At 32.7% G+C, this 18,409-nt stretch carries 17 protein-coding genes; 4 read left to right on the plus strand and 13 right to left on the minus strand.

Annotated features, from left to right (window positions below; translation table 11 throughout):
• Nucleotides 1-204 precede the first annotated feature (204 nt).
• On the minus strand, nt 205-1,725 hold the full coding sequence (locus K1X16_RS04505) for a succinate CoA transferase (protein ID WP_225035192.1): 1,521 nt from the start codon (nt 1,723-1,725) through the stop codon (nt 205-207).
• A 188-nt stretch (nt 1,726-1,913) separates the two neighbouring features.
• On the opposite strand from K1X16_RS04505, the gene K1X16_RS04510 reads away from it, so the two are divergent.
• The 3 genes from K1X16_RS04510 to K1X16_RS04520 all read left to right on the plus strand — a co-directional run bounded on the left by K1X16_RS04510 (nt 1,914) and on the right by K1X16_RS04520 (nt 4,437).
• Entirely contained in the window at nt 1,914-2,729 is an 816-nt protein-coding gene (locus K1X16_RS04510) for an AraC family transcriptional regulator (protein ID WP_225035193.1), read from the plus strand.
• A gap of 252 nt (nt 2,730-2,981) precedes the next feature.
• A complete protein-coding gene (locus tag K1X16_RS04515) occupies nt 2,982-3,416 on the plus strand; it encodes a carboxypeptidase-like regulatory domain-containing protein (protein ID WP_225035194.1) in 435 nt (144 codons plus the stop codon).
• A gap of 7 nt (nt 3,417-3,423) precedes the next feature.
• Nucleotides 3,424-4,437 (plus strand): transglutaminase domain-containing protein, encoded by a 1,014-nt coding sequence (locus K1X16_RS04520; protein ID WP_225035195.1) that lies wholly within the window; start codon nt 3,424-3,426, stop codon nt 4,435-4,437.
• A gap of 22 nt (nt 4,438-4,459) precedes the next feature.
• On the opposite strand, the gene K1X16_RS04525 is transcribed toward K1X16_RS04520, so the two are convergent.
• The 7 genes from K1X16_RS04525 to K1X16_RS04555 form a co-directional block, all read right to left on the minus strand.
• On the minus strand, nt 4,460-4,840 hold the full coding sequence (locus K1X16_RS04525) for a hypothetical protein (RefSeq protein WP_225035196.1): 381 nt from the start codon (nt 4,838-4,840) through the stop codon (nt 4,460-4,462).
• A gap of 127 nt (nt 4,841-4,967) precedes the next feature.
• Entirely contained in the window at nt 4,968-5,828 is an 861-nt protein-coding gene (locus tag K1X16_RS04530; protein WP_195869955.1) for a pseudouridine synthase, read from the minus strand.
• 108 nt (nt 5,829-5,936) lie between these two features.
• Nucleotides 5,937-6,839, minus strand: coding sequence for a geranylgeranylglycerol-phosphate geranylgeranyltransferase (locus K1X16_RS04535; protein WP_225035197.1), 903 nt, complete (start codon nt 6,837-6,839; stop codon nt 5,937-5,939).
• Between the two features lie 45 nt (nt 6,840-6,884).
• Nucleotides 6,885-7,814, minus strand: coding sequence for a mevalonate kinase (locus tag K1X16_RS04540; protein ID WP_225035198.1), 930 nt, complete (start codon nt 7,812-7,814; stop codon nt 6,885-6,887).
• A 35-nt stretch (nt 7,815-7,849) separates the two neighbouring features.
• Nucleotides 7,850-8,197: a four helix bundle protein gene (locus K1X16_RS04545; protein ID WP_195869958.1), complete on the minus strand. Its 348-nt coding sequence runs from the start codon at nt 8,195-8,197 to the stop codon at nt 7,850-7,852.
• A gap of 59 nt (nt 8,198-8,256) precedes the next feature.
• Nucleotides 8,257-9,411, minus strand: coding sequence for a diphosphomevalonate/mevalonate 3,5-bisphosphate decarboxylase family protein (locus K1X16_RS04550; protein ID WP_225035199.1), 1,155 nt, complete (start codon nt 9,409-9,411; stop codon nt 8,257-8,259).
• 5 nt (nt 9,412-9,416) lie between these two features.
• On the minus strand, nt 9,417-9,950 hold the full coding sequence (locus K1X16_RS04555; RefSeq protein ID WP_225035200.1) for a DUF1697 domain-containing protein: 534 nt from the start codon (nt 9,948-9,950) through the stop codon (nt 9,417-9,419).
• Nucleotides 9,951-10,137: 187 nt separating this feature from the next.
• Here K1X16_RS04555 and K1X16_RS04560 point away from each other — a divergent pair, with 187 nt between their 5' ends.
• On the plus strand, nt 10,138-12,381 hold the full coding sequence (locus K1X16_RS04560; RefSeq protein ID WP_225035201.1) for a response regulator: 2,244 nt from the start codon (nt 10,138-10,140) through the stop codon (nt 12,379-12,381).
• Here the strand turns inward: K1X16_RS04560 and K1X16_RS04565 are convergent.
• From K1X16_RS04565 to K1X16_RS04585, 5 genes are all read right to left on the minus strand, one after another.
• Nucleotides 12,348-13,565, minus strand: coding sequence for an NAD(P)/FAD-dependent oxidoreductase (locus tag K1X16_RS04565; protein WP_225035202.1), 1,218 nt, complete (start codon nt 13,563-13,565; stop codon nt 12,348-12,350). The two genes, K1X16_RS04560 and K1X16_RS04565, sit on opposite strands and share 34 nt — an antisense overlap.
• Before the next feature lie 53 nt (nt 13,566-13,618).
• Nucleotides 13,619-14,965 carry a DUF2254 domain-containing protein gene (locus K1X16_RS04570; RefSeq protein WP_225035203.1) on the minus strand — a complete coding sequence of 449 codons (1,347 nt, stop codon included), beginning with the start codon at nt 14,963-14,965 and terminating at the stop codon, nt 13,619-13,621.
• Nucleotides 14,966-15,073: 108 nt separating this feature from the next.
• Nucleotides 15,074-16,012: an L-histidine N(alpha)-methyltransferase gene (locus K1X16_RS04575; protein WP_195869964.1), complete on the minus strand. Its 939-nt coding sequence runs from the start codon at nt 16,010-16,012 to the stop codon at nt 15,074-15,076.
• Nucleotides 16,013-17,179 carry an ergothioneine biosynthesis protein EgtB gene (gene egtB / locus K1X16_RS04580; RefSeq protein WP_410529975.1) on the minus strand — a complete coding sequence of 389 codons (1,167 nt, stop codon included), beginning with the start codon at nt 17,177-17,179 and terminating at the stop codon, nt 16,013-16,015.
• Nucleotides 17,180-17,187: 8 nt separating this feature from the next.
• Complete coding sequence (locus K1X16_RS04585; RefSeq protein WP_195869965.1) at nt 17,188-18,405, minus strand: bifunctional alpha/beta hydrolase/OsmC family protein; 1,218 nt, start codon at nt 18,403-18,405, stop codon at nt 17,188-17,190.
• Nucleotides 18,406-18,409 lie beyond the last annotated feature (4 nt).

An 18,409-nucleotide genomic window follows, 5' to 3' on the forward strand; every position in this document is an offset into this window, starting at 1 on the left:
AATATTTAGGTTAGATACCTTTAACCTTTATTCAAAGTCTTCTGAGGCTCAACTTATACAGGTTGCAGTTGAGCGATAGCTATTGAAGCTAACGGAAACGTATCTGTTATATATCTAAACTAAAGAGATCATTTTCCAATCTCGTTCAGTAAAGTCAACACGCACTGTAATAAGATATAGGCTTGAATCAGAATAATAGGGATTTTAAGCCTTTACCTCAATCTCATTACAAGCATAATCCTTTACTTTCATTGTTCCTTCAGTTTTAAGTTGCATATGCCACGCAAAGGCTTTTTCAAGACTATGTGGTGTGTGTCCACCCAACTTATAAGCGTCTTCAAAATATTCTAAAAGTTGTGCTTTATATTCAGGATGTGCACAATTTTCAATAACAACTCTAGCTCTTTCTATAGGTGCTAAACCTCTAAGATCTGCCAAACCTTGTTCTGTAACCAAGATATCAACATCGTGCTCACTGTGATCGGTATGTGACACCATAGGAACTACATGAGAAATACGACCTTCTTTAGACATGGAAGGACAAGCAAAAATACTCAAGTAGCCGTTTCTAGCAAAGTCACCAGAACCGCCAATACCATTCATCATCTTAGTACCTGCAATATGTGTAGAGTTTACATTTCCATAGATATCCACCTCAATTGCGGTGTTAATTCCAATAACACCTAAACGATTAATGACTTCTGCCGCATTACTAATATTCTGAGGTCTTAATAGGAGTTTATCTTTATAGGCTTCAAAATTACTAAACACTTTTTTAGAACAGCCTTCCGTAACAGTCATTGACGATGCTGAGGCAAATAATAATTTTCCAGAGTCAAAAAGCTCAAAAGTACTATCTTGAAGCACCTCTGAATACATGGTTAAATTTTTAAACTTACTGTTAGTAAAACCAGATAAAATAGCATTAGCTGTTTTTCCAATACCAGCTTGTAAAGGCAAAAGTGATTCTGTTAAACGTCCTTCTTCTACTTCATTCTCTAAGAATTTAAGAATATGTTCCGAAATGGCCTTAGTTTTTTCGTCTGGTGCTGCAATCACAGCAGGACTATCTGGAAGCTCAGTATAAACAACAGCAACAACTTTGGCTGGATCAATCTTAATAAAAGGATCTCCAATTCTAGTATCAGACTCTAAAACAGGAATTACCTCACGATTAGGCTGTTTCTTTAGAACCTTTACATCATGAATACCCTCAAGACTCTCAGGAAATGTTGTATTGATTTCAATAATAATTTTATCTGCATTTTCAGCAAAAATTGGTGAATTCCCAATAGATGTTGTTGGTACAATATAACCTTCTTCTGTTATTGATACTGCTTCAATAATGGCAATATCAATTTTAAATTTATCAATTTTCTGAAACATGTCTGCCGTTTGCCCTAAATGCTGATCTACATAAAGTACCTCATGATTATTGATACTCTTTCTTAAGGTAGGATCGGCTTGAAACGGCATTCTTTTATATAACGCTCCATTTTTTGCTAAGTCGGCATCCGTATTATACCCTAATGAAGCACCACTCATTACAGTAACCTTTAGATCTTCAAAAAGTGCTCGCTTTGCCACTTGTGGTAATACCGCTTTACTGTCACCTGCTTTGGTAAAACCACTAACACCCAATATGTGATGATTTTTAATTAATAAAGCAGCCTTTTCTGGGCTCTGAATTTTATCTAAATAAGCTGAATACTTAACTCTCTGCATAGTCCTGATTATTTTATAAATTATAAGTGAAAAAATTACTGTTTTAGTTTCTATCGTATTTTCCAATAAAAGCGAAAAGCAATTTATATAAGATATTTAATGTCTTTTTATCTAAAAAAGACTTTAATTTATTAATTTCGGACATAAATGGTAAAATAGCAACTATTGAAGTTAAAATTGCAACTATTATGGACACAAAATATTACTTAACAGAGGTTGATAAAATTCCAGAAAGCATCTTTTGTTACCACAATTTAATGGGTGAAAATTTCATTCAATCACATAGCCATAACAAAGGTCAATTTTTATATACTGAAGGAGGTGTTGTACATATTAAAACTGATAGTAGAACTTACTATTTACCTGCACGACATTATATGTGGATTCCGCCAAAAACAAAACATGCTATTTATCCTAATTCACCAAAGGTTATTATGAGAAATCTATATTTTCCTTTAGACGCAATGACATCTGATTTTTATAAAAATGAAGCTATTTACCCGATTAACAACCTACTTTTGGAGTTATTATTATATACAAAAAGCTGGAATGGAGATGTTACAAATTCACAAAAAAACAAATATGCCATTGGCATTGCTTTTAAGGCCCTTTTAGAGCAAACCACATCAAAGTCATTACATTTTGAACTGCCACATCCTAAAGACAGGCGGCTAGTTGCCATTATAAATTATCTGAACAAACAAATTCACGAAGAGCATTTATTGCCTCAACTCGCATCAAAGTTTAGTATGACTAACAAAACGTTATATCGATTATTTAAAAAGGATGTTGGTATGTCGTTTATTAAGTACTACACTAAACTACGTATATTCAAATCTTTAGAATACTTAATGAATTCAGATTATAACATTTCAGAAATAGCCAACAAAGTTGGTTATAATAGTTTACCAACTTTTAGTGATACTTTTAGAAAAATTATGGATAAACGACCATCTGAATATAGAAAATCCAAAGGTGTTTATTTAGAATCCGAAATGTTATAAATTAATTTGTTTAATAGTCATCTCTTCTTTCAGTTTAATTAATGAAACACACCTCAAAAAAGTACACTCGCATATTGAATTAAACATTAATCTTATAGCATTAGAACAATAAACGACAACAAAGTACTGTGGCAAAAACCAATCACTAACCCAAAACACCACTTTACGAACTGAATGGTTGTTATTACTCATAACAATTTTAAAATGGAAGGTTTAACAGATAGATTTGAGGTAAACAAAACAATCTATATTATGAAATCAACATTAAAAATGCAACAACATCGAACTATTAACGCCATTCGCTTTATTGGAATTGTAATGCTAACACTACTCGCTTATAATCCAATTTACGCGCAAAGCAATACCACGACATCCACCCAAGTTACTGACAACGACAGAATCATTAAAGGTATTGTTAGTGATGAAACGGCAGGTTTAGTTGGAGTAAACGTAATTCAACAAGGAACAAGAAATGGTACAGTAACTAACGAAAAGGGCGAATTTACCTTTCCTAACAAGTTAAAAACTGGTGATGTGCTCCTATTTAGTTATTTAGGCTATGTTACTCAAAAAGTTGTAATTAAAGATAGTACAACATTTATTACCCTTAAACTAACGGAAGATTTGGTTGAAATGATTGGAGCTTTAGATACATCAAAACCGTATAAATCTAAACGTAAAAACTAAGTTTGTCTTGAATATATTACGTTTCATACTGCCCTTCATATTTGCAACTCAAGCATTTGCTCAAGTTTCTGATTTTAACTCTATTAGTTTTAAAAAATCAGATAGTATTGCATTGGTTTATAAGAATGAAGGGCTTTCTAATTTACCACAACTGGCGTTTCAACTCACCTCTAATTTAGACACAGACATAGAACGTTTTAGAGCTATTTACCGTTGGGTTTGTAATAATATTTCCAACAATTACGGTTTGTATTTAAGAAATAAACGAAAGCGAGAGCGATTTAAAACAGATCGTATTAGGCTTAAAGCTTGGAACGACGATTTTAGAAAAAAGTTATTTTCCAAACTACTTAAAGACCAAAGTACAATCTGTACAGGCTATGCTTATTTGGTTAAAGAGCTAGCTCAATTGGCCAACATAGAATGCGAAATTGTACAGGGTTATGGACGCGTTAGTACAACAGACATAGAAAATTTAGACCTCCCAAACCACTCTTGGAATGCCGTAAAGCTAAATAACAAATGGTACTTATGCGATCCTACTTGGGCAAGTGGAATACCACATCCTAAAACCAATCGGTTTACATTTCAGTATAATGATGGCTTCTTTTTAACCGAACCGACACTTTTTGCAGTGAATCATTTTCCAGTTGAGGAAAAATGGTGGTTATTAGATAGTGCTATTCCTTCCTTTGAGAATTTTTTAGCCTCTCCAATAATTTACGGCAAAGCATATACCTATCTCAACGGACACATTTTGCCACAACAATTGCATCAAACTATTAAACCTTTTGATACCGTTACTTTTAATTACCAAGTTAAACCCACTGTCAAAATTAAAGATATCACCCTTCAACTTGACAATGGTTTTAGAACTTGGAAAACAAAACCACAAAAAACAACTATTAACAACACGTTGTTAATTATAAACCAACAATTTAAAACTACGGGTTTTTACGATGTTCATGTTTTTATCAATGACGACTTAATTTCAACCTATACAGTTAAAGTAAGTCCTTAATGATTGGTAGTGTAATATAAACTTAATCGACAGAGACAATTAACAAATCGTTTTCATCAACTTCAACCTCAATACTCTCACAAGGAAGAATACTCAATTGTATTTTTTGACCGTAAACAAGGTCGTTAGTTGCCACGATAATTATGTCATTATTAGCCAACTCTAGCCAATCGGTATCTGCAGATGTGGTTAAATTCTCCGCATGCAATTCGCTATAATCTTGCCCATAAATAGCAACATCGAAACTAAGCGCACTGTTGTTAGTAATTTTAACTTGAGGTAAGTTGTCTACACAGCTAAGTGTTTGTGGAATCAATTCGTCTTGTGTTTCTTGTACTTCAGAAGAATCTGTTGTACAATTCACCATAAGTAAAAGCACAAAAATGAGTTTAACATTTTTCATAAGTAGGTTGTTTTTAAATATTTGGGACTGCAATATAAAAAAAACAAATAAAACCTCGATAAAAAGTACTTTTATTCGATGAACGGTAAAATATGAAAAATGTAAAAATTGCTAATGAGGCTAAGTATTATAGCATCTTCAAGGTATTTACCTCTTGCTCAGTTAAATGCTTCCAATGACCTCGAGGAATATCCTTTTTGGTTAAATGACCGATGGCAACGCAGTCAATTTTTACAATATCGTAATTTAGAACATCAAATATTGTGCGTAAAATGGTGTTTCCTGTATTTTTAATTTTAATACCTACTTGGTTTTTAGATTCACCTTGTATGTAGCTTACTTCTTCTACAGAAACTAATTTACCATCTACTTTAAAACCTTCTTGGATCTTTTTTAAATCTTCATATTTTAAATTCTTATCGAGCTCTACTTGAAACAATCGTGCAACTCCATTTTTAGAGTTTGTAAATTTCTGAACTACGATATCATCATTGGTAAATAATAATAAACCTAAAGAGTTTCTGCCTAAGCGACCAATAGGTTTTATGTTTGCGTTAGTAGCATTGGCTACTAGGTCCATAACTGTTCTACCTTTTCCTTCTGCTGTAGTTGTTGCAAAGCCTTTTGGCTTGTTTAACAATACGTACACAGGAAGCTCTGGCGCAATGCGTTGTCCATCAAAACGCACATCATCTGAACGTTTTACTTTGTAACCCATTTCGGTAACTATTTGGCCGTTTACCATAACTAAACCGATAGCAATATTCTCATCGGCTTCGCGACGTGAACATATGCCACTATTGGCTATATATTTATTTAAACGCATCTCATCTGGATTAGATGATTTTGGTGCTTTTGATTTTTTCTTTACACCTTGGGATTTCTTTTTAAAAGGAGCGTTCCCTCTAGCAAAATTTTTACTTTTACTATTAGCATTTCCTCCTCCTGAAGACTTTCCTTTTCCTTTGCTATCTTGATTTCTGCTCATGTTTCAAATTTTCGCAAAGGTAAACAATAGTTTATATCTAGTGCTTAATTATTTAAGATGTTTAATACTATAGATTTTCAAGAGGTTAGAAAATGGATTTATATGCTTTTAAATTCTGTTTAAAACAATAGAAACATCAATCAAAAGAATAGAAAATACACCTAGTACAATGATAAATTTTAGGATGTTATGAAGTATAAGATAATGATTTTTTTTATTGGATTTTAGCAGAATAATTAAATAAAGCAGCAACAATACAATACTAAGATAAAAGAAATAGTACATGTGGCCAATTTTAAAAAATAGACTAAGCATAATTGCTGAAATTATAGTAGAAACACCAACAATAGTAAGCATTAACTTAGATACCTTTTCTCCATAAACCACAGGAATTGTTCTATAATTTAGCGCTAAATCACCTTTTAAATTCTCTAAATCCTTAGTGAGTTCTCTCATGGAAATGAGTAAAAACAGAAACAAACCATGAGCAAAAATTACGTTTTCAAAATTTTGGTAATAAATAAAAATGGCAAAAAATGGTGTCACTGTTAATATTGCAGATACCATATTACCAACAATAGGCAACTTTTTTAAGCGATGTGAGTAAAACCAAATCGCAAAAATATACATTGAAAAAAATATGACGGCTTTAAAAGATACATAGCTTGCAAATACAACGGCTAAAAAATTAAGCACAAAGTAGAACGACAGTTTTGTGTTTTGACTAACCAAACGGTCTAGCATTGTTTTTCTAGGTTTGTTGATTAAATCTTTTTCGGAATCGTAAAAATTATTGATAATATAACCACCTGCAATGGTTGCTGAAGATGCTAAAACAAGCATTAATAAATTAAGGTCTAAAAGAACGTCCTTAGCTGGTTTATCGTGAGCAAAAATATAAATTGACGCTAAATATTGAGCAATTACAACAACTAGAATATTATAACCTCTTACTACAGAAAATAGGCTGAAAAATTTTAGAAGAATATGTTTCTGCCGTCTTGTAAGCATAACTAAAATAGAAAAGATCCTGACGTAATTTCAGGATGACATACATCAAAAATTATAAACGACTTCTAACTTCTGACCTTTTAGCGCTTCACGTGCTTTATCGATGTTTTCAGTAAACCCTAATATGTAACCTCCTCCTCCAGAGCCACAAAGCTTTAAGTAATAATCGTTAGTGTCCAAGCCATTTTTCCATAATTCATGAAACTGAGTTGGGATCATAGGTTTAAAATTGTTCAAAACAACTTTAGATAATTGCTTGGTGTTTTTAAATAATGATTTCATATCACCCTTTAAAAAATCATCAACACAAGCATCTGTATGTTTTATAAACTGATCTTTAAGCATGCTACGGAAACCTTCATTTTTCATGTTTTCCATAAAAATACTGACCATTGGCGCCGTTTCTCCAACAATACCACTATCTAATAAAAAGACCGCTCCTTTTCCATCTGCCTGTTGAGACGGAATACCAGTCGCTTCAATATTATCTTTAGAATTTATTAAAATGGGAAGGCTTAAATAACTGTTCAATGGATCTAATCCTGAAGATTTACCATGAAAAAACGATTCCATCGCCGAAAAAATACGTTTTAATCGCAACAGTTTCTCACGAGTTAAATTCTCTAAAACCGTTATTTTATCGCTTGCATATTTATCGTAAATAGCAGCAACTAGTGCTCCACTACTTCCTACTCCATAGCCTTGAGGAATCGATGAATCGAAGTACATACCATTATCAACATCATTTTGCAATGTATCGATATCAAAGCTTACTAAATCTTTATCCAAACTGTTTAAATAGGTTGCAAAACGCTTTAAACTTTCGTTAGAATTCTGCGCTTCTTTTGAAGGATTTTCACCTCTTTTAAGTGCCCCATTATAAAAATTATAAGGAATAGATAAGCCTTTAGAATCTTTGATGATTCCGTATTCGCCAAACAAAAGTATTTTAGAATAAAATAGTGGTCCCTTCATGTATTAATGAATAATTAATAATGCAAAGTTAACAATTAATCTTTAGATGATTTTACAATACTAACTAATAATCGTAACATTTCCTGCGATTTAGGTTTAAATTTATCAAATTCTTCTTTATTTAAATAATTTGTAGCATACAGTAAATCTATCCAATAATCTGTTTCATTGGCTTCTTTTAGGCTAATTGACATTTTGTTTATAAAGTCTGGTTTACTTTGTGCAAACTCCGCTTCTCTTACGTTAGCACCGATGGATGTACCGGATTTTAGTAGTTGCCTCGACATGACATACTCCTTTTTATTGTAAGCTAATTCTTTATAAACGTTAACAATATCAACTGCAAAATCGAAGCTTTTTTCTTTTATAATATTTGGTTTCAAAATAAATGAATTAAATTAAACTCAGTTAAGATAAGTTTTTAATTCTTCATTATTACTTCTTAATTTTTAATTGGCGTAGCTCCTTTTCCAATTTGATCGCAAATAAAATGCCCGTTTTGGCAATAGTTAGCTAATTCATTCTTAATGAATTGTAAAATAGATGCTTTTTCATTTTCAGGATATAATACATGAACATTAGCTCCGGCATCGAGTGTAAAACACACTTTTGAACCAGTTTTAAGTCTATAAGTCCAAATTTTATTGATGATTTCTAAGGTGTTCGGCTTCATTAAAATAAAATAAGGCATACTCGTCATCATCATAGCATGAAGGGTTAAAGCTTCACTTTCTACAATTTTTATAAATTCATTTAAATCACCTGAAGCCAAAATGGTTTTCAGCTTAGCCAAATTATCATGTGCTTGCGAAAAACGTTCTGTTGCAAACGGATGACCATACATTAATTGATGACCAACGGTGCTACTCACTTGTTTTTCACCTTTATCGACTAACAAAATGGTGTCTTGATAATTATTGAAGTTTGAATGTACTTCGCCTTCAAATTTTACTCCGTACAAATCTGAACTTTCAGGAACACTCTCGTTTTGTCCCCAAACAACAAGCTCACCTTCTATGCTTCTGCAGGCGCTTCCTGAGCCTAAACGCGCTAAGAATGAGGCTTTTTGGCTGAAGTGGGATTTTTTGTGAGACTTCTCGACTGCGCTCGAAGCGACATTGTCTGTCAGTATATATTCAATACTCATTAAACACAAAGCAATAGCACTCATACCAGAGGCTGAAGACGCAATACCAGAACTGTGAGGAAATGTGTTTGAAGTCTCAATTTTGAAATGATAATCCTTCAAGAATGGCATATATTTTTCAATGCGCTCAAAAAAGGTTTGAATTTTTGGTTCGAAGGCTTCATTTTTTTTACCTTCAAAATAAACATCGAAACTAAAACCTGTTGTCATCTTAAGCCTGTCGCCTTCGCTCAAGACAGGCTGCGTCGAAAGATTCTTCTTTGTATACGTGACTTCTGTAATGGTTTTACAATCTGAAAGTGTGAAACTAATAGACGGATTTTCTGGAATTTGATGTTCCTTTTTTCCCCAATATTTCACCAATGCAATATTACTTGGCGACTCCCATTTTACGGAACCATTTTCTATATTGGAGTTGTATGATTTAAGGATAAAATCTTGTTCAGTCATTGCTTTTAAATATCTGACAAAGATAAGAGTTTTACCATTGTTTTATAGTTTCTGGCCGTAGCATTGACATTAAGTTTTTTTTCGAAGACATTTAAATTAAATTTTGATTGGCCATATCCATTTTCACAGTGCAAATAAATACAATCGTTAAGAATGACATAGTCATCATTTGGGTACCTTTTTTGAGATACCTCTTGTAGTCGCTTTTTATCTGGAATTTCACTCAACAGTATAAAATAGCTTTCAATCTTTTTATTTTCAGCAAATGGACAGTTATTAAAAATAGTGCTTAATTCTTCTCGGGTTTTTACCAAAACTGGCACTTCAAATTCAAAACGGTCTAAAATTGTGTTTTGAATTTTATTTTCTAACACTTTTGCACCATTAGTTGCAGATTGAAAAATAACATTTCCACTTTGAATGTATGTTTTTACGTTTTCAAAACCAGATTTCGTTAATAATTCTCTCAAAACTGCCATCGGCACTTTGTTATGGCCTCCAACATTTATACCTCTTAAAAGTGCTATGTACGCAATCATTAGTTTATTATTGTAACGTTGAAGACACAAATATAACATCAATTTGTATTTAACCACATCACCTCAAAAAACCCCACGAAACACAAATAAATCCGACAAAACGAGTCTTGTTTTATAAATAAAGCGTAGATTTACCGCATTAATAGTCTATACCATGTGTTTCCCCAAATCGAACACTGTTATTATTTTGTTTATAGTATTAATTACTAATGGATTTGTAGCTAAAGCGCAAGATTCCTTAATAAACACTGATAGCAGTTCTTGTACTTTTGACAGTTACAAACTGGATTTACTCGTTAAAAACGATAGTCTTTATCAAGCCACGATTCTTCTTAATGACGCCATAAGTTTTTCTAAAAAATACAATCTCAAAAATACAGAAGCCATTGCTAGCAATGCGCTAGGCAAAGTTTTGACGAAAATGTCTAATTTTAAAAAAGCTGAAAAATACCATAACACAGCATTAAAAATCTTTGATTCTCTACAAAATCAGAAAGGAATAGATCTTTCATATTCGGGATTACTAAACACATATGTTTCGGGCAAAAATTATCCAAAATTCGATAGTTTATATCCCATAGCGCAAGCCGTATCTAAAACACTAAAAAGTGAAATCTACTTTATAAATCTTGAAAACAAAATAAGAAAAGACTATTACAGTTTTGATAATGCATCTATGTTAGCCTCAAGTACCTTTGGCTTAGACACCTTAAAAAACACTAATTTTGACAGCTTAAATTATTCTAAAAACTATAGAATTAAGAATTTAAAACAGAATTTATTTCAATCTTTTCAATACTTCAATGCCATAGCAGGTATTAAAGTCACTAATTTTAAAGACGCTGATTACGAACCTCTTTTTGCAATTAATGAAAAAGCATTAGAAGCTTCTATTTCTAAGGATGTTAGATCCTACAGAAAATTGGCATCTTTAAATTATTACAAATATTTGTATTACACCAATAGCAAGAAAAATTTAGATTCTGCTAATAAATACCTTTTAAAATCTGACACTTATAAATACAGAGCATTAGATAATGTTGAACAACAAAGCCGTAGAAATGGGGAACTCGTTTATAAAATTATAAATGCAGAGCAAGAATTAGCGCGCTTACATGAAACCCGTATAAAAGAAGCACAAAACTCACAAATATTCTTAAAAAGTACCATTATTATGAGTGTTACTTTGGCTATAATATTAACCGTTTTTTACTTTTATTTTAAAGCTAGAAAGAATATTGTAACGATTAATAAAGCCTTAAAAGCTTCAAACTCTAAACTTATTTCAATAGATAAAGACAGGCTAGAATTTTTCTCAATACTCAGTCATGAATTACGTACACCAATTTATGGCATAAGTGGTTTAGCAACACTAATAGATCAAGAAAATGATAACATTAAAAAACAGTCGTATTTAGATTCATTAATATCATCAAGCAACTATTTATCTATTTTAATTGATAACATTTTACAAGCAAATAGGTTAAAATTTGAAGACAAGAACTTACGATTAAAACCAGATAAAATAGAAAAAATTGTACGGCATGTTGTAAGTACAATTGCCGTTGCAGCTAAAAATAAAGGTTTAGATCTTCATGTTTATATAGATGAGTCTGACGAACATGAATATGTACTCGTAGATAAAGTAGCTTTTAGTCAAATCTTAATCAACTTGGCATACAATGCGATTAGATACACCAAAAAAGGTCATGTTTCTATTAATGTTTTTGAAAAAAGCCGAACAGATAACGATATTACGTTACGCTTTGAAGTTAAAGACTCTGGTATTGGTATAAAAGAAGAACACCGCTCTGTTGTTTTCAGTGCTTTTGAAAACAAGACGTTTTTAAATAAAAATAGCAGTGGTTCTGGACTAGGACTGTATATTGTAAAGACCTTATTAAAGAGTCATAATTCTGATATCGATTTTACATCGACACCAAACAAAGGGACTTGTTTTTTCTTTGATATAACATTTCAACTCTCATTGGCAGCAAAAAATGAAAGTTCAAGTGCGATATCACCAAAAAGAGACATCCATGTTTTAATCGTTGACGACAACAAAATTAACCTATTAATCACAAAAAAGAACATCGAAAAAATAGACGGTTACACGTGTCAAACCATATCTAATGGTAGGGAAGCCATATCTATTGTGAAGGAAAAAGATTTTGATCTAATTTTAATGGATATTAACATGCCAGATATGGATGGCTACGAAGTTACTAAACATATAAGAATGTTTAATCCTCATATTCCTATTTTGGCACTGACAGCATTAAACTCTAATGAAATTTCTACAAAAGCTGAAGCCGCTGGTATCGACCAAATTGTAACAAAGCCCTATATTTTTGACGATTTTAAAGCCATTATTACATCTTATGGCAATAAACAAAATCAGTGTAACATTATAGATACTGAAGCAATATAAGCACCTGTCCATGCATTCTGGAAGTTAAATCCACCTGTTACTGCATCTACATTAATAACTTCACCTGCAAAATACAAGTTAGGGATACGTTTACTTTCAAAGGTTTTAAAATTCACTTCTTTTAAGTCTACTCCTCCTGCAGTTACAAACTCATCTTTAAACGTGCTTTTTCCTGTCACCTGAAAAACAGCACTGGTTAATTGATTTGCCAAAGCCTCTAATTGCTGCTTATTTAAATCAGCCCAACGTTTAAAATCTTCAATATCTGACGCTAAAACCAACTGCTTCCAAAGGCGTTTTGGTAAATTGAACTGTGTTAATTTAACAACCGTTTTTTTAGCGAATTCCTGTTTATAATCTTTAAGTTGGTTTAAACAGGTCTCAAAATCTAATTGAATAAAATTGATTTCTATTTTAAAATTATAATTCAATTTTGCCAATTCTACAGCCCCAAAAGCTGACAGTTTTAAAATTGCTGGTGCACTCATACCAACATGTGTGATTAACAATGGACCGTTAGATTCTAAATCGGTTCCAACCACTTTAATTTCTACATTTTGTGCAACGACACCTGGAATATCCTTTATACGTTTATCTTTTATATCGAAAGTAAAAAGAGAAGGCACTGGCTGAATAATTGTGTGTCCTAAATCTTCTAATAGATTCCAGATTTTAGGATTGCTTCCTGTGGTAATTAATAGTTTTTTAGATTGAAAACCTCCTTGAGATGTTTCAATTTTAAAGCCATGCTCTAAAGCTTCAATTGATTTTACAGAGTGATTATACAGGACCTCAACCTTATGCTTTTCGGCTTCATGTAAAAAACAATCGATAATAGTTTGAGAAGAGTTTGAAACAGGAAACATTCTTCCGTCTTCTTCAATTTTCAATTCAACTCCCCGTTCTTCAAACCATGCAATAGTATCACCTGTCATAAAACTATGAAAAGGCCCTAAAAGTTCTTTTTCGCCTCTTGGGTAATTTAAAACTAATTCCGACGGTATAAATTCGGCATGCGTTACATTGCATCGTCCACCTCCAGAAATTTTCACTTTTTGCAAGCCTTCTTTCCCACGTTCTAACAGTGCTACTGATAATTCCGGATGTTGTTCTGCAATGTTAATGGCTGCGAAAAAGCCTGCTGCTCCTCCACCAACTATGATGATATCTTTGTGATTAAACATTAAACGAATTTAAACATGTTAAGGTTTGTTACATAACAGCGCAAATTAGGCAATTAAACTTCAAAATTATGGTCAGATGGATTTACATTTTTAAGTTTAGTAATATATGATTTTATCAGCTCAATATCTCGCTCGTTATTATGATTGTTTAAAGCATCTTTTTTTAGATTGATCACTTCCTTTATGATGGCTTCTTTGTAGTTCTCATTTAATACATTGTTCTGTTGCAATAAATACTTAAACATTATGAATAGTTTTTGAACCACTATAATATCGTGCTTACTATAGGTTCTTAACGCAGCCATAACGTTGTATAGCAATTCTTCATAACTAACCGTATTTATATGAATAAGTGCTTTATCATCTTCATTAAAATAAAAACTTTGGTCTTTCTTACGCATTCGCAATGCAAATAGTTCTGTAAGGTAATCTATAGCATTAATGCATGTTCCAGGATCATTAATTCCTGGCGACATCGCTTTTAAGGCAATTTCTGTAATTTGTTTAAAAGCAAGAATGTAGTTGTCTTCTATAATTTCGTTATTAGAAAAGGTGATGGTTGCTAAAAGTTCCTCTTCTAACTCCTTATCGTCTTCAATATCATCATTAGTATCATTAACATCGCCTTTGTACCTAAGAACAGGAATACCTTCTAAAATATACGCTCCTTTTATGGGAACAATTTCTATTATTAAATTATGATCTTCAGCCAATTCTGCCATGGCTTTTAAACTCACATCTTGCATATAGCCAGTTCTATCAGACATAATAGGTTTCCAGTCTGAAGTGTCCTCAAAACGAGTATCAGTATGTTTTTCGGCTTCTACCAACTTCTCTAGCCGCGCTTTAGATTTTTTAAAAATTTTATCCATTATGGTATTGACTTGAATTTCTTGAGAAATGGAATGAATAAAATAGATAAAAGCTCCTAAACTGAAGGTCATAAAAATAATACCCAATAACACCGAAAAACCTGGCATTTGGTATTTATCACCTTGAGGTGTAATAGATACTAAAGTAAAAATGCAGTAAAGCAATGTGGAATTATAAATTCCTAAAATGATTTGATGTCTTCGATTAGAAATCAATCCTGGTAGCACTCTTGGTGAAAAATTACTTGACGCTTGATTAAGTAGTATCATCACCAATGAAAAGCTAAACACCATAATTGAAATAAGACCTGCAATAAAGGTGGTTAATAAGCTTCTTGCCGTTTCTGTATTATTAACAACTAAAATTGGTGCGTTTTCCACGAGGTATTTAGAAATGCCAATGCTTTCTAAATAGATCATAAAAAAGGCAAAAACCAATCCAAACAGACTAATTATGGATGGATAAAAGGCAATATTACTTTCTAACTTATCTAATGATTTTAGGATTTTGTAGATGTACTTCTTCACGCTTGAGAATTATAAAACTTATTGATATTGAAAAATTTTCAATTCAAGCTCAAGAAACACATTTATAAGCTAATCACTTAACCCATACGCATTAGGTTTTAGTCGGTATCATTTTGTCCACAAACTGTCTGTAAAATAATGCTTACAATCTAAAAAATTGTGCTCCACTGTAAACTCAGCATTATTTGCTAAATCGCTAATCTCTTCTAAGGCATATTTTTTAGACAATTCGGTCCAGATTAATTCATCATAATCAAAATGAATAACTTCGTTTATCGCTTTAAGATGTACCGTTTGCTTTCTAAGACTAACGATATAACTTTTTACATTTCCGGTGATTGGATTGTAATAGCAATAAAAATCGAAATCATCAATTTTAAAATCGGCATCTAACTCACGATTCATTCTCACCAATAAGTTAAGATTAAAACGCTTTGTAATGCCATGCTTATCATAATAGGCATTATGAATAATAATTGGATTTTTCTTTAAATCAAAACCTATTAAAAGCTTATCACCACGTTTCATGTTTTTGTGAAACAGTTGCAATAATTCTTTAGCTTTTTCTTCTAAGTAGTTTCCGATGTTACCACCCAAAAACAATAATAGACTTGGATAATCACTATGTCTATTATCTTTTAATATTTCAAAATAATCCCCCACTTTTGGGTGAATTTTTAGAGCTGGTAATTTCTCTTTTAAGCGTTGTGTGAGAATATCTATAGCTTCTTGAGATATATCAATAGGAATATAATGGAAGTCCACGTTGTTATTCACTAAATATTCTAAAAGCTTAAAGGTTTTAAAACCATCACCAGCACCCAATTCTACAATATTAAAAGGGCCTGAAAACTTTAAGGCTTCAATAATTTGTTTGGATTGCATGGATAAAATCTCAAACTCTGAATTGGTTGGATAATATTCTGGCATATTCATTATTTCTTGAAATATGCGACTGCCATTATCGTCGTAAAAATACTTAGATGGCAAGTGTTTATTTTTGGCAGTTAAGCCTTTGAGCACATCTTTTGCGAAGTTATCTGTCATTTATTTTGCTAATCTAATTCCTGAAAATAGCCAACGCATGTCTGGCTGAAAAAAATTTCTATAAGTCGGCCTACAATGGTTTTTTGAAGTCGCCACTGAGCCACCTCGCAACACCATTTGATTCACCATAAATTTACCATTATACTCACCAAGCGCACCGTCTACTTTAGTGTAATTAGGATACGGTAAATAGGCACTATTGGTCCATTCCCAAAGTTGACCATAATTAAATTGAGGTGATGCCACTTCCCATTCAAACTCGGTGGGTAAACGCATACCTTTCCATTGTGCAAAAGCATAAGCTTCGTAAAATGTAATATGAGTTACCGGTAAATCACCATCTACCTCAACAAAACCATTGAGTGTGTAGTGCATCCATGTCCCATCAACTTTATGCCAATATAATGGTGCTTCAAGTTTATTATTTTGAACATAATCCCAACCCTCAGCATGCCAATGATTAAAATCGTTATAAGCACCTGCATCTATAAATTCAATAAACTCTGAATTGGTAACGAGTTGATTTGAAATTTCAAAATCATGAAGATACACTTTATGCCTTCCTAATTCATTATCAAAACAAAAGCCTTCCCCTTTATGACCAATTTGGTAAACACCTTCTTTAAATTGAAGAAATTCTTGTGGTTCATTTTCGGCTAGTAACTGGATTTTATAATCTAAAACCGGAAATGAAGGTTGATTCCCAAAAATATATTTGATATCGTAAATTAATAGTTCTTGATGCTGCTGCTCGTGCTGTAAACCAATTTCAATAATATCTGAAATGGCTTCAGAAACTCCCTTGGAAATAAATTCTGAAAGTTGCGTATTGACATAAGCTCTATAATCGAGAACTTCTTGCAACGTTGGTCGTGTCATTAAACCACGCTCAGCTCGCATTACACGTTTACCTACGTTATTGTAATAACTGTTAAAATAATAGGCAAAATCATCGTTAAACACTTTGTAGTCTGCTTTATATTCAGAAAGTACAAATTGCTCAAAAAACCAAGTGGTATGTGCCAAATGCCATTTGGGTGGCGACACAAATTCTGCGGGTTGGATGGATACATCTTCAGGTTGAAGCGATTTACAAATCAGTTCTGTTTGATGCCTGATTTCTAGAAATCGTTCTTTTGAAATGCTATGTTTTGTTATGGTTTCCACGTCTTAATTTATAGTATTTCAGTTTGAAAAATAACTTCACTTGCTATGGTTTTGTGCACAGGACAACGTGATGAAATTTCTTTTAAACGTTGCTTCTGTTCTGCAGTTAAATCACCCACAAACTTTAATTTTTTGCTAATGTGATCTAGGTACTTCGGTTGCTCTAAACCAAGATTCAAATCATCACTGTGTTTCCGTGAATGTGAAATATAAACGAAGACCTCTTTTAAATCCCACTTTTTACGTTCGGCATACATCTTAAGTGTCATTACCGTACATGCGGCTAAAGCTGCATTGAGATATTCATAAGGTGAAGGTCCAAAATCACTTCCTCCAACACTTGCGGGTTCATCTGCAATTAAAGTATGATTTTTAGTTTGAATTGAGGTGGTAAAATTATCTTCTACAATATTAAGATGCCCAACCAATTGTTCGCCTTCGGTATCTAACATTACATTTTCAACTTTAGGAAAATAACGCGATGCCCAAGTCCCAATCATATGACCTACATACTGACTATCTTCTTCCTTAGACAGTAAATGATCTGCACTATCCAAGGTTATAAAACTTTTTGGGTGATGTGCATTTATATATAATTCTTCTGCGTTTTTTATACCTACAATCTTATCGAATGGCGCATGCATAATCAATAGCGGTTTGCGTAAATCTTTAACTATTGTTGGCAAGTCCGTTTTGTCAAATTCTTCAACAAAATCCTGGTTAATTACAAATGGTCGACCACCAATATTTACCTCAACATCGCCTTTTTCTGCAGATTCTTCAACCTGATGCGAGAATAAATGTTTCACATGATTTACGGTTGATGGTGCACCTACTGTAGCAACTGCTTTGACTGTTTCAAGTTTTGAAGCCGCCACTAATACGGCTGCTCCACCTAAGGAATGACCGACAAGTAAACTTGGCGCTTGGTAATGATCCGACATGTAGCTATGCACATCTAACAAATCATCCACATTAGCAGAAAAGTGACTATCTGCAAACTCGCCTTCACTTCGACCTAAGCCTGTAAAATCGAAACGTAACACTGCAAACCCATTTTGAGTTAATGCTCTACTCACATTTCTTACAGCACTTAGACTGCTGCTGCATGTAAAACAATGTGCAAAAATGGCGTAGTAATTTGGCTTCTGATTGGCTGGTAATTCTAAATTGGCATTGAGGGTAATGCCTTTTCTATTTTTTATCTTAAGTTTTGTGCTTTTCATTCCC

This window comes from Winogradskyella sp. SM1960 (genome assembly GCF_020179375.1).
Lineage (GTDB): Bacteria > Bacteroidota > Bacteroidia > Flavobacteriales > Flavobacteriaceae > Winogradskyella > Winogradskyella marina.